At 67.6% G+C, this 12,300-nt stretch carries 12 protein-coding genes; 3 read left to right on the forward strand and 9 right to left on the reverse strand.

Going from position 1 to position 12,300, the window contains the following annotated elements:
• Window positions 1-109 precede the first annotated feature (109 nt).
• The 4 genes from glcF to ACN8ZM_RS03555 form a co-directional block, all read right to left on the reverse strand.
• The gene (gene glcF, locus ACN8ZM_RS03540) at window positions 110-1,336 is read right to left on the reverse strand and encodes a glycolate oxidase subunit GlcF (RefSeq protein WP_043189583.1); all 1,227 of its coding nucleotides are present in this window, start codon (window positions 1,334-1,336) and stop codon (window positions 110-112) included.
• A 7-nt stretch (window positions 1,337-1,343) separates the two neighbouring features.
• On the reverse strand, window positions 1,344-2,432 hold the full coding sequence (gene glcE, locus ACN8ZM_RS03545) for a glycolate oxidase subunit GlcE (RefSeq protein ID WP_043189580.1): 1,089 nt from the start codon (window positions 2,430-2,432) through the stop codon (window positions 1,344-1,346).
• A gap of 173 nt (window positions 2,433-2,605) precedes the next feature.
• Window positions 2,606-4,099, reverse strand: a complete 1,494-nt coding sequence (locus ACN8ZM_RS03550) for an FAD-linked oxidase C-terminal domain-containing protein (protein WP_043189578.1) — start codon at window positions 4,097-4,099, stop codon at window positions 2,606-2,608.
• 41 nt (window positions 4,100-4,140) lie between these two features.
• Window positions 4,141-5,550, reverse strand: a complete 1,410-nt coding sequence (locus ACN8ZM_RS03555; RefSeq protein ID WP_043189575.1) for an FAD-binding oxidoreductase — start codon at window positions 5,548-5,550, stop codon at window positions 4,141-4,143.
• A gap of 142 nt (window positions 5,551-5,692) precedes the next feature.
• On the opposite strand from ACN8ZM_RS03555, the gene ACN8ZM_RS03560 reads away from it, so the two are divergent.
• Together ACN8ZM_RS03560 and hmpA are read left to right on the forward strand one after the other, a co-directional pair.
• Complete coding sequence (locus ACN8ZM_RS03560; protein WP_089449935.1) at window positions 5,693-6,244, forward strand: cob(I)yrinic acid a,c-diamide adenosyltransferase; 552 nt, start codon at window positions 5,693-5,695, stop codon at window positions 6,242-6,244.
• Between the two features lie 93 nt (window positions 6,245-6,337).
• A complete protein-coding gene (gene hmpA, locus ACN8ZM_RS03565) occupies window positions 6,338-7,546 on the forward strand; it encodes an NO-inducible flavohemoprotein (RefSeq protein WP_043189571.1) in 1,209 nt (402 codons plus the stop codon).
• Window positions 7,547-7,622: 76 nt separating this feature from the next.
• Here hmpA and ACN8ZM_RS03570 read toward each other — a convergent pair whose 3' ends face one another.
• The 3 genes from ACN8ZM_RS03570 to aroG form a co-directional block, all read right to left on the reverse strand.
• Entirely contained in the window at window positions 7,623-8,012 is a 390-nt protein-coding gene (locus tag ACN8ZM_RS03570) for a type II toxin-antitoxin system VapC family toxin (RefSeq protein ID WP_089449936.1), read from the reverse strand.
• On the reverse strand, window positions 8,009-8,278 hold the full coding sequence (locus ACN8ZM_RS03575) for a type II toxin-antitoxin system Phd/YefM family antitoxin (protein WP_089449937.1): 270 nt from the start codon (window positions 8,276-8,278) through the stop codon (window positions 8,009-8,011). The genes ACN8ZM_RS03570 and ACN8ZM_RS03575 overlap by 4 nt, the downstream gene beginning before the upstream one ends.
• A 127-nt stretch (window positions 8,279-8,405) precedes the next feature.
• Window positions 8,406-9,479, reverse strand: a complete 1,074-nt coding sequence (gene aroG, locus ACN8ZM_RS03580) for a 3-deoxy-7-phosphoheptulonate synthase AroG (protein ID WP_043189562.1) — start codon at window positions 9,477-9,479, stop codon at window positions 8,406-8,408.
• Here aroG and ACN8ZM_RS03585 point away from each other — a divergent pair.
• Window positions 9,478-9,771 (forward strand): hypothetical protein, encoded by a 294-nt coding sequence (locus tag ACN8ZM_RS03585; RefSeq protein WP_179258664.1) that lies wholly within the window; start codon window positions 9,478-9,480, stop codon window positions 9,769-9,771. The genes aroG and ACN8ZM_RS03585 overlap by 2 nt on opposite strands.
• A gap of 110 nt (window positions 9,772-9,881) precedes the next feature.
• On the opposite strand, the gene tldD is transcribed toward ACN8ZM_RS03585, so the two are convergent.
• Both tldD and ACN8ZM_RS03595 read right to left on the reverse strand, forming a co-directional pair.
• Window positions 9,882-11,348 (reverse strand): metalloprotease TldD, encoded by a 1,467-nt coding sequence (gene tldD, locus ACN8ZM_RS03590; protein WP_043189560.1) that lies wholly within the window; start codon window positions 11,346-11,348, stop codon window positions 9,882-9,884.
• A gap of 85 nt (window positions 11,349-11,433) precedes the next feature.
• A complete protein-coding gene (locus ACN8ZM_RS03595) occupies window positions 11,434-12,261 on the reverse strand; it encodes a carbon-nitrogen hydrolase family protein (protein WP_420210557.1) in 828 nt (275 codons plus the stop codon).
• Window positions 12,262-12,300: the final 39 nt, after the last annotated feature.

Genomic DNA, 12,300 nt, shown 5'->3' on the forward strand with positions numbered 1-12,300 from the left:
AAAGCGGGCATGGAGCGGATGCGCTGCGGCACGCGACGCATCGATTCGCCCATTATACGGACGCCGCGCGCGAGGCCCAGCGCCGATCCGTCATTCGCATGAACCGGCCCTAGCCGTACAGCAGATGCTCGACGAGCTGGATCCAGTGGGCGACCGGAATCTGCGTGCCGCTCTGCAGGTGCGCGATGCAGCCGACGTTGCCGGAGACGATCATCTGCGGTTCGAGCGCCTGCAGCTTCAGCAGCTTCTGCTTGCGCAACCGGTACGACAGCGACGGCTGCGTCAGCGAATAGGTGCCGGCCGAGCCGCAACAGAGATGGCTGTCGGCCGGCAGCCGCACGTCGATGCCGAGCGTCTCGAGCAGGCGTTCGACCTTGCCGCGCGACTGCTGGCCGTGCTGCAGCGTGCACGGCGGGTGGTACGCGACCGTATGGATCGCGCGGCGCCGCGCAAGCGTCGCGAGCTCGGCCTCGAACGCGAGCAGCACGTCGGAGATGTCGCGCGTGAGCGACACGATGCGCTGTGCCTTCTCCGCGTAGGCCGGGTCGTCGCGCAGCAGGTGCGCGTATTCGAGCACCGTCGCGCCGCAGCCCGACGCGTTCATCACGATCGCCTCGACGCCCTGTTCGACATGGGGCCACCATGCGTCGATGTTGCGGCGTGCGTCGTCGAGCGCTTCGTCGTGATAGTTCAGGTGCAGGCGGATCGCGCCGCAGCAGCCCGCATCGGGCGCGACGACCGTTTCGATGCCGAGCGCGTCGAGCACACGCGCGGTCGCGATGTTGATGTTCGGCAGCATCGACGGCTGCACGCAGCCGCCCAGCATCAGCATCTTGCGCGTATGCGTGAGGTGCGGCCATTCGAGCAGCCGCGTGCGCGGCGGCACCTTGTCGCGCAGCCGCTTCGGCAGCAGCGGCCGCACGTGCTGGCCGAGCCGCATCACTGGCGAGAACAACGCCTCGTTCGGCACGAGGCTCGCGAGCAGGCGGCGCACGAGACGCTGCTGCACCGGGCGTTTCACCTGCGCCTCGACGTGCTTGCGGCCGATCTCCACGAGCCGGCCGTACTGGACGCCGGACGGGCAGGTCGTCTCGCAGCTGCGGCACGTGAGGCAGCGGTCGAGGTGCTGCTGCGTGCTGCGCGTGACGGGCGCGCCTTCGACCATCTGCTTGATCAGGTAGATCCGGCCGCGCGGGCCGTCGAGTTCGTCGCCGAGCAACTGGTAGGTCGGGCAGGTCGCGGTACAGAACCCGCAATGCACGCACTTGCGCAATATCGCGTCGGCCTCGTCGCCGTCGGGCGTATTGCGGATGAAATCGGCGAGGTTCGTTTGCATCGATCCCTCAGAGATCAGGGTAGAGCCGGCCGCGGTTGAAGATGCGCGCGGGATCGAACGCGGCCTTCAGCCCGCGGTGGATTTTCATCATCGGGGCGGGGAGCGGCGTGAACACGCCCGCGCTGCGGTCGTACGCGTCGCCCGCGCGGAACAGCGTCGCGTGGCCACCGGCCTGCTTGGCGCTCATCCGCACGGTCTGTGCATCGGCGTCGGTGATCCACCAGCGCTGCGCGCCACCCCATTCCATCAACTGGGTGCCCGGCAGGTGCATCGGTTCGGTGATCGACGGCAGTGCGAGGCGCCACAGCGCATAGCCGGGCGGGATGCCGTTGAAGAACGGGTCGGTATGCTCGCGCAGGCCGGCCCAGAAGCGCTCGGCCTCGACCGCGTCGACGACTTCGCCGCCGAGCTGCGTCTTCGCGGATTTCACGGCCGCCTCGGCGCCCGACAGGCGCAGCACGAGCGTGCCGTTGCGCCACCCGCTCGCGCTGACGGGCAGCGGATGGCCGCCCCATTCGTTGAGCTTGCGTACCGCGTCGGTCGCGGTCATCTCGAACTTCAGCGTGACTTCGGCGACGGGCATCGGCAGCACCTTGATCGACAGGTCGAGCATCAGCCCGAGCGTGCCGAGCGCGCCGGCCATCAACCGCGACACGTCGTAGCCGGCGACGTTCTTCACGACCTGCCCGCCGAAGCGCAGCATTTCGCCGCGGCCGTTCATCAGCGTGACGCCGAGCACGAAATCGCGCGGCGCGCCGCAGGTGGCACGCCGCGGGCCCGCGAGACCGGCCGCGACGCAGCCGCCGACGGTGGCCGCGCGGCCGAAGTGCGGCGGCTCGAACGGCAGCATCTGGCCGCACTCGGCGAGGACGGTTTCAAGCTGCGCGAGCGGCGTGCCCGCGCGGACCGTGACGACGAGTTCGGCCGGGTCGTACGATACGACGCCCTGAAACGCGCGCGTGTCGAGTATTTCGCCCTCGAGCGCCTGGCCGTACCAGTCCTTGGTGCCGCCGCCGCGAATCCGCAGCGGCCGGCCGTCGGCGCTGGCGGCGCGGACGCGCTCGGCCCATCCGGCGACGATGTCGTCCTCTTCCATGTTCTGTTGCTGCCTCGACTTGTTGTTCGGTCGATTGTACCGGGGTGGCGCGAATCCACATCGCGACTATCCCTAAGCCCCGTATCGCAGACCGCATGCCGGCGCCGCCGCGCGAACGTGGCCGTCCGCCGCGACCCGGCCGCCGGCCCGGGCCGGCGCACCGCGCGCGATGCTCAGAAACGCGGCAGGTCGGGGTGCGGCAGCAGCCCGCCGCGCACGTGCTGGCGACCGTACTCGGCGCAGCGCGCACGGGTCGGGATGCCCTTGTCCGGGTTCAGCAGCCCGGCCGGATCGAACGCGCGCTTGACCGCGAAGAACGCATCGCGCTCCTGCGGCGAGAACTGTACGCACATCGAATTGAGCTTCTCGATGCCGACGCCGTGCTCGCCCGTCACGCTGCCACCGAATTCCACGCAGCATTCGAGGATTTCCGCGCCGAACTGCTCGGCGCGGTGCAACTCGTCCGGATCGTTCGCGTTGTAGAGGATCAGCGGATGCATGTTGCCGTCGCCCGCGTGGAACACGTTGATGCAGCGCAGCCCGTAGCGCGTTTCGAGCTGCTCGATGCGCGCGAGCAGCGGGCCGATCGCACGGCGCGGCACGGTGCCGTCCATGCAGTAATAGTCGGCGGAAATCCGGCCGGCGGCCGGGAACGCGTTCTTCCGGCCCGACCAGAAGCGCAGCCGCTCGTGTTCGTTGCGCGATACCTGGATGCGCGTCGCGCCATGCTCGCGCAGCACGGCCGTCATCCGCACGATCTCTTCGGCGACTTCTTCCGGCGTGCCGTCCGATTCGCACAGCAGGATCGCTTTCGCGTCGAGGTCGTAGCCCGCGTGCGTGAACGCCTCGACGGCCTGCGTGGCCGGCTTGTCCATCATTTCGAGCCCGGCCGGGATGATTCCGGACGCGATGATCGCCGCGACGGCCTCGCCGCCCTTGACGACGTCGTCGAAGCTCGCCATCACGAGCTGGGCCGTTTGCGGCTTCGGGATCAGCCTCACCGTGACCTCGGTGACGATCGCGAACATCCCTTCGCTGCCGATCATCACGGCGAGCAGGTCGAGGCCCGGCATGTCGAGTGCGAGCGAGCCGAACTCGACGATCTCGCCGTCGATCGTCACCGCGCGCACGCGCATCACGTTGTGTACGGTCAGCCCGTATTTCAGGCAGTGCACGCCGCCGGAATTTTCCGCGACGTTGCCGCCGATCGTGCACGCGATCTGCGACGACGGATCGGGCGCGTAATACAGGCCGTACGGCGCGGCGGCTTCCGAGATCGCGAGGTTGCGCACGCCGGGTTGCACGGTCGCCGTGCGCGCGTAAGGATCGACTTCGACGATGCGCGTGAAGCGCGCAAGCGACAGCACGACGCCGAGCGCGATCGGCAGCGCGCCGCCCGACAGGCTCGTGCCCGCGCCACGCGGCACGATCGGCACTTCCATGCGGCGGCAGATCTGCACGATCCGCTGCACCTGCGACTCCGTTTCGGGCAGCGCGACCGCGAGCGGCAGGCGGCGGTACGCGGACAGGCCGTCGCATTCGTACGGTGCCGTGTCTTCGTCGCGGTACAGCAGGCAGTGCGTCGGCAACACGGCCATCAGCGCCTGCACGACTTCGCGCTGGCGCTGCGCGCGTGCCGCGCTCGACAGTTCGACGGGAGCGTTCATGGGGTCTCCTGCAGCAGGCGGCGCGGTGTCGCGACGCCGTCTCAGCACGTGAAAATCTTGCCCGGATTCATCAGGTTGCGCGGATCGAGCGCGAGCTTGATCGCACGCATCGTGTCGATCGCGTTGTCGCCGTGCTCCTTCGGCAGGAAGCGCATCTTGTGCAGCCCGACGCCGTGCTCGCCCGTACAGGTGCCGCCGAGGCGCAGCGCGCGCTCGACGATCCGGTCGTTGATGTGCTCGGCTTCGGCGATTTCCTCCGGCTTGTCGGGATCGATCAGGATCGCGACGTGGAAATTGCCGTCGCCGACGTGGCCGACGATCGGGCAGGGCAGCGACGACGCGCGCAGGTCGACTTCGGTTTCCTCGACGCACGCGGCGAGCTGCGAGATCGGCACGCAGACATCGGTCGTCACCGCGCGGCAACCGGGTTTCAACTGCAGCATCGCGAAATACGCGTTGTGGCGGGCGGCCCAGAGGCGGCTGCGGTCTTCGGGGCGGGTTGCCCATTCGAAGCCCTGGCCGTTGTTCTGGCCGGCGAGCGCCTGCACGAGCTCGGCCTGTTCCTTCACGCCGGCCTCGGTGCCGTGGAATTCGAAGAACAGCGTCGGCGCTTCGGTGAGCGTCAGGTTCGAATGGCGGTTGATCGAGCGCACGGCGAGCGCATCGACGAATTCGACGCGCGCGATCGGCACGCCGATCTGGATCGTCTCGATCACGGTGCGCACGGCGTCGCCCATCGACGGGAACGTGCAGGTCGCGGCCGACACGGCCTCGGGCAGCGGATGCAGGCGCAGCGTGATCTCGGTGATCACGCCGAGCGTGCCTTCGGAGCCGACGAACAGGCGCGTGAGGTCGTAGCCGGCCGACGACTTGCGGGCGCGCGAGCCGGTTTTCACCACGCGGCCGTCGGCGAGCACGGCGGTCAGGCCGAGCACGTTTTCGCGCATCGTGCCGTAGCGCACGGCGTTGGTGCCCGACGCGCGCGTTGCGGTCATCCCGCCGATGCTGGCGTCGGCGCCCGGGTCGATCGGGAAGAACAGGCCGGTGTCGCGCAGCGCTTCGTTGAGCGCCTTGCGCGTGATGCCCGGCTCGACCGTCACGGTCAGGTCTTCGGCGTTGATCGACAGCACGCGGTTCATTTCCGACAGGTCGAGCGATACGCCGCCGCGCACCGCGAGCAGGTGGCCTTCGAGCGACGAGCCGGCACCGTACGGGATCAGCGGTACGCTGTACAGCGCGCACAGCGACACGACTTCGCGCACGTCGTCCGTGCTGTGCGCGAACACGACGGCGTCGGGCAGTTGCGGGTCGAACGGCGATTCGTCGCGGCCGTGGTGGGCGCGGACGGCGTCGGCGGTCGACACGCGCTCGCCGAAGGCGGCGCGCAGCGCATCGAGCATGGCAGGGGGAAGGGGACGGCGCGTGGCGGCCGGCGGGGCGGGGTGATTCACGAATGTCTCCTGACGACTGCTTGTCAAACTTTCGGCCCATTCTACGCTGGAACGCCTGCTGCGGCCCCCGCCGCGGGCTGCGATAATCGCGTTCCACGGCAACCCGTGGCCGCACGGCGGCCGCGCACCAGAGGACATTCGCATGGGCAACCGCTTGAGCAAGATCGCCACGCGCACCGGCGACGATGGCACCACCGGCCTCGGCGACGGACGGCGCATCGGCAAGGACGATGTGCGGATCGCCGCGATCGGCGACGTCGACGAACTGAATTCGAACCTCGGCGTGCTGCTCGCCGAGCCGCTGCCCGACGACGTGCGCACGGCGCTCGTCACGATCCAGCACGACCTGTTCGACCTCGGCGGCGAGCTGTGCATCCCCGGCCACACGGTGATCGACGACACGCACCTCGCGCGCCTCGACCGCTGGCTCGCCGAGTACAACGGGACGCTGCCGCCGCTGAAGGAGTTCATCCTGCCGGCCGGCTCCCGCGCGGCGTCGCTCGCGCACGTGTGCCGGACGGTGTGCCGCCGCGCGGAGCGCTCGATCGTCGCGCTCGGGCGCAACGACGCGCTCAATGATGCACCGCGGCGTTACGTGAACCGGCTGTCGGACCTGCTGTTCGTGCTGGCGCGCGTGCTGAACCGCACCGACGGCGGGGCGGACGTGCTGTGGGAGCGTGGCCGCGTCCGCTGACGCCACGCAAGGATTTCCGCACTGCGACAATTTGCCCGAGGGACGGGCCATTTTAAAGATGTATCGTATCTACATGTTTAACGGAGAACGAACATGACCCCCATTACCGCTGACCAGATGGCTCGCGTGAAGGCCACTGCCCCTGTCCTCGCCGTGCACGGTGCGACGATCACGAAGCATTTCTACCAGCGCATGTTCGCGCGCCATCCGGAACTGAAGAACCTGTTCAACCAGACGCACCAGAAGACCGGCAGCCAGCCGGAGACGCTCGCGAAGGCCGTCTATGCGTATGCGGCGAACATCGACAACCTCGGCGCGCTGGGCGGCGCCGTGTCGCACATCGCGCACAAGCACGCGAGCCTGAACATCCGCCCCGAGCATTACCCGATCGTCGGCGAGAACCTGCTCGCGTCGATCGTCGAGGTGCTCGGCGATGCAGTCGACGCCGACACGCTCGAAGCATGGCGCGTCGCGTACGGCCAGCTCGCGCAGATCCTGATCGGCGCCGAGGCCGACCTGTATGCAGGCGCCGCATGGAGCGGGTTCCGCCCGTTCAAGGTCGAGCGCAAGGTGCGCGAGAGCGACGAGATCACGTCGTTCTACCTGACGCCGGCGGACGGCGGCGCGGCACCGACGTTCGAACCGGGCCAGTACATCACGGTGAAGCGCTTCGTCGGCGACCTCGGCGTCGACCAGCCGCGCCAGTACAGCCTGTCCGACGCGCCGAACGGCAAGTGGCTGCGCATCTCGGTGAAGCGCGAAGCCGGCAAACCGGAAGTCATTCCGGCCGGCAAGGTGTCGACGCTGATGCACGACGGCGTCGAGGAGGGTGCGATCGTCGAGGTGACCGCGCCGATGGGCGAATTCTCGCTGAAGCGTGGCGTCGAGACGCCGGTCGTGCTGATCTCGGGCGGCGTCGGCATCACGCCGATGATGTCGATGGTGTCGACGCTGGTCGCGGAAGGCAGCAAGCGCGACGTGCGGTTCGTCCATGCATGCCGTTCGGGCGCGGTGCACGCGTTCCGCGACTGGCTGAACGATACGGTGCGGGCGAATGCGAACGTGAAGCGCACGGTGCTGTACGAACAGGTCGGCCCGAACGATCGCGTCGGCGTCGATTACGACCTCGAAGGCCGTCTCACGCCGGAGCGTGTGAAGGAATTCGCGCTGGTGCCGGATGCCGACTACTACATCTGCGGCCCGATCGCGTTCATGAAGGCGCAGCGTGACGCGCTGATCGCACTCGGTGTGGCGTCGGAGCGCGTGAACACCGAGATCTTCGGTTCGGGCGCGCTCGAGTGATGCTCGCACGCAGGATCGGCGGTTCATGAAAAAAGCCCGGCGCGAGCCGGGCTTTGATTTTGTGGCAGGCAGCGCGTCAGGCTCGCAGCATCAGCGTGGCGTGATAGCGCCACACCTTGGGATCGGCGCTGACGAGCGGCATGCCTTCATGGAGAGCCTGCGCGACCATCACGCGGTCGAACGGATCGGCATGATCCGGAAAATCGGGCAGTGCGGCGACCCCATCGACGTGATCGCTGCTGATCGGCAATTCCGCAAAACCCGCGAGCCGGAACGCCGAACGCGCATCGCGCGGATGGACGGGCAGATTGCCTTTGCGATACTTGATCGCGATTTCCCAGATGGACGCGGCGCTGACGTACAGCGTGTTTTCGGGATGTTCGATCAATGCGGCCGCGGTCGCCGAAAGGTGAGGCGCACCTTCGGCTGCCCAGAGCGCGATGTGCGTATCGAGCAGCAGCTTCACGGTGCGAGCCCGTGTTCCGAGCTGGCATCGAAGTCGGCGGCGATCGATTCATCGCCGGCATTGAATGCCTCGACGGTTGTCGGGATGTTCAGCCCGGCAAGCAACTGACGGGCTGCGCCGATCCGCTTTGGCGCAGCATAAGGAACGATCCGGGCAACCGGATGACCATTTCGGGCGATCACGACTTCGGATTCGCGCCCCAGTTCAAGCGCTTCAACGAGGCTTGAGAGCCGCGACTTGGCGTCGTGCATGTTGACGGTCGGCATGGTCACCCTTCCTGGTTAGCTAAATGATGTTAGCTAGTCTAGCAGAGCGAAACGACGACCGCAGGCTGGCCGCATGGCCAGCCCGCCGTCAGGCGGGGCCATGCGGCCAGCCTGTCTCAGTGCGCGATCAGTTCCCGCTGCCGCGCGTGACGCGGCGTGCCTTGACCGACTCCGCGAGGCCTTCGAGCACCTTCACGCTGTCGTCCCACGCGATGCACGCGTCGGTGATGCTCTGGCCGTAGGTCAGTTCGCAGCCTTCCTTCAGGTCCTGGCGGCCCTCGACGAGGTGCGACTCGATCATCACGCCGACGATGCGGGCGTCGCCGGCCGCGACCTGGCGGCCGATGTCCGCGCACACGGGGATCTGGTTCTCGTGCTTCTTCGAGCTGTTCGCGTGGCTCGCGTCGATCATCAGGCGCGCGGCGAGGCCGGCCTTGCCGATGTCCGCGCAGGCGGCGTTCACGCTGTCCGCGTCGTAGTTCGGCGTCTTGCCGCCGCGCAGGATCACGTGGCAGTCCTCGTTGCCGGCCGTCGACACGATCGCCGAATGGCCGCCCTTCGTCACCGACAGGAAATGGTGCGGCTGCGACGCGGCCTTGATCGCGTCGACCGCGATCTTCACGTTGCCGTCGGTGCCGTTCTTGAAGCCGACCGGGCACGACAGCCCCGACGCGAGTTCGCGGTGCACCTGCGACTCGGTGGTGCGTGCGCCGATCGCGCCCCACGAGATCAGGTCGGCGATGTACTGCGGGCTGATCATGTCGAGGTATTCGGTCGCGGCCGGCAGCCCCATCTCGTTGATCTGAAGCAGCAGCTCGCGCGCGGTGCGCAGGCCTTCGTTGATCTTGAAGCTGTTGTCGAGGTGCGGATCGTTGATGAGGCCCTTCCAGCCGACCGTCGTGCGCGGCTTTTCGAAGTACACGCGCATCACGATTTCCAGTTCGCCCTTGAAGCGCTCGCGCTCCTTCGCCAGCCGCCCCGCGTACTCGATCGCCGCCTTCGTGTCGTGGATCGAGCACGGCCCGATCACGACGATCAGCCGGTCGTCCATCCCGTGCAGGATGCGGTGCATCGACTGGCGCGAGTTGTAGATCAGCTCGGACGCGGCTTCGGAGCACGCGAATTCGCGGATCAGGTGGGCGGGCGGCGTGAGTTCCTTGAGTTCACGAATGCGGACGTCGTCGGTGTTGTGCGGGGGCATGCTGTTTCTCCTTGGTTCCGGGCGCCGTTCGGTCAGTGCGAGTGCGCGTGCGGCAGATTCATCAATTCAAGCGATTCAGTGGTTTCGGTCGGGGCCGCGGGACCGCTGCGGCGGCGACCGGGTGGCGAAGGGCGAAAAAAAACCGCCGGGTTCGCCGGCGGTTTTTTCGGGAATTTCGGTTGCGCTTTACGCGCCATCAACCCTCTCGATCCGCCAGCGGTCTGAGATACCAAAAAAAGTAAAAGTAAAACTTGGCGGACATGACGGAGATTCGGTTCGTCAAAAAAGTTGATTCGGAATTTATACCCCGTCGCCGGGCGGCTGGCAACCGGGAAACGTCGAAAATGCGGACATTCCGCGCGTTTTCTTCAAAATGCGCGGAATGTCTGCGCCGCGATGCGGTTATGCCGTACCGCCGACCGTCATCCTGTCGATCCGCAGGGTCGGCTGGCCGACGCCGACCGGCACGCTCTGGCCTTCCTTGCCGCACACGCCGACACCCGAATCGAGCGACATGTCGTTGCCGATCATGCTCACATCCTTCAGCGATTCGGGGCCGCTGCCGATCAGCGTCGCGCCCTTCACCGGGTAGGTAATCTTGCCGTTCTCGATCATGTACGCCTCGGACGCCGAGAACACGAACTTGCCGTTCGTGATGTCGACCTGGCCGCCGCCGAAGTTCACCGCGTACAGGCCGTGCTTCACCGACGCGATGATTTCCTGCGGATCCTTGTCGCCGTTCAGCATGTACGTGTTGGTCATGCGCGGCATCGGCAGCGCTGCGTACGACTCGCGCCGCGCGTTGCCCGTGACCGGCATCTTCATCAGGCGCGCGTTCAGCGTGTCCTGGATGTAGCCCTTCAGGATGCCGTCCTCGATCAGCGTCGTGCACTGCGTCGGGTTGCCTTCGTCGTCGATGTTCAGCGAGCCGCGGCGGTTCGGCAGCGTGCCGTCGTCGACGACGGTCACGCCCTTCGCGGCGACCCGCTCGCCGATCCGGCCCGCGAATGCCGACGAACCCTTGCGGTTGAAGTCGCCCTCGAGACCGTGGCCGATCGCCTCGTGCAGCAGCACGCCCGGCCAGCCCGGCCCGAGCACCACCGTCATCGCGCCGGCCGGCGCAGGGCGGGCGTCGAGGTTGACGAGCGCCGCATGCACGGCGTCGTCGACGTAGCGCGACAGCACTTCGTCGGTGAAGTAGCCGTAGTCGAAGCGGCCGCCGCCGCCGCCGGAGCCGATCTCGCGGCGGCCGTTCTGCTCGGCGATCACCGTGACCGACACGCGCACGAGCGGGCGGATGTCGGCCGCGAGCGCGCCGTCGCTGCGTGCGACCAGCACGACGTCGTATTCGCCGGCGAGGCCTGCCATCACCTGCGTGATGCGCGGGTCGCGGCCGCGCGCCATCTGTTCGATGCGCTCGAGCAGCTTGACCTTGGCCGTCGCGTCGAGCGACGCGAGCGGATCGGACGGCAGGTACAGGTCGCGGCCCGAGATGCCCTTCAGCGACGTGGCCGCCTTGATCTTCTGGCGGCCGCCGCCGGCCGCCGCGATCGCCTTGGTGGCCGCTGCTGCTTGTGCGATCGCTTCCGGCGACAGGTCGTCCGAGTACGCGAACGCGGTGCGGTCGCCCGCGACCGCGCGCACGCCGACGCCCTGGTCGATGCTGAAGCTGCCCGATTTGACGATGCCTTCCTCGAGGCTCCACGCTTCGCTGCGGGTCGCCTGGAAGTACAGGTCCGCGTAGTCGACGCGATGCGTGAAGATGTCGGCGATCGTGCGCGTGAGCAGGCTTTCGTCGAGGCCATACGGCGTGAGCAGGATGTCCTTCGCCAGCGCGAGGTTGCGGATGCCGGGTTCGATGATGTTCATGCGGATATCGGGGTTTCTCAAAAAGTTGTCGGGTGCTTCTGGGCAGATGGGTTGGCCGTGCGGCGTTTCAAGCGGCGCGGTGGATTCAGGTCAGCACGCGGTGCCGCCACGCGGGCAGGCTCTGGCGCACGTCGGCGATGCGCTGCGGATCGATCGCGCCGAGCACGACGCTGGCGCCCACGTCGCGAACCGCGACGATCTCGCCCCACGGGTCGATCAGCATGCTGTGGCCCCAGGTGCGCCGGCCGTTCTCGTGCTTGCCGCCTTGCGCGGCCGCGAGCACGTAGCATTGATTCTCGACGGCCCGCGCGCGCAGCAGCATTTCCCAGTGCGCGCGGCCGGTCGTATACGTAAACGCCGACGGTACGACGATCAGCGCGCAGTCGCCCATCCTGCGATACAGCTCCGGAAAGCGGAGATCGTAACAGACCGACAGGCCGACCCGCCCGAACGGTGCATCGAACGCGACGACCGTATCGCCCGCGCGGATCGTGCGGGCCTCGTCGAACGACTCGTCGCCTTTTTCGAAGTTGAACAGGTGGATCTTGTCGTAGCGCGCGGCTTCGTTGCCGGACGGATCGAACACGAGCGTCGTGTTCAGCACGCGATCGGGCTCCGGCGCCTTCAGCGGCAGCGTGCCGCCGATCACCCAGATGCCGTGGCGACGCGCGGCGTCCGCGAGGAAGTGCTGGATCGGGCCGTCCCGGTAGGGCTCGGCGAGCGCGAGCTTGTCGGTGTCGCGGTGCCCCATGAAGCAGAAATACTCGGGCAGCAGCACGAGCTGCGCGCCTTCGCCGGCGGCTTCCGCGATCAGGCGGCGCGCTTCGGCGAGATTGCGCGTGACGTCCGGCGTGCTCACCATCTGCAGCGCGGCGACCTGGAAGGACGTGGCGGAACGGGTAGGGTCGGTCATCGCTGGATCGGTTGCATCATAAATGGGGTGCGGCCCGGC

The organism is Burkholderia aenigmatica, assembly GCF_048627025.1.
In the GTDB taxonomy this organism is placed as follows: Bacteria; Pseudomonadota; Gammaproteobacteria; order Burkholderiales; family Burkholderiaceae; genus Burkholderia; species Burkholderia aenigmatica.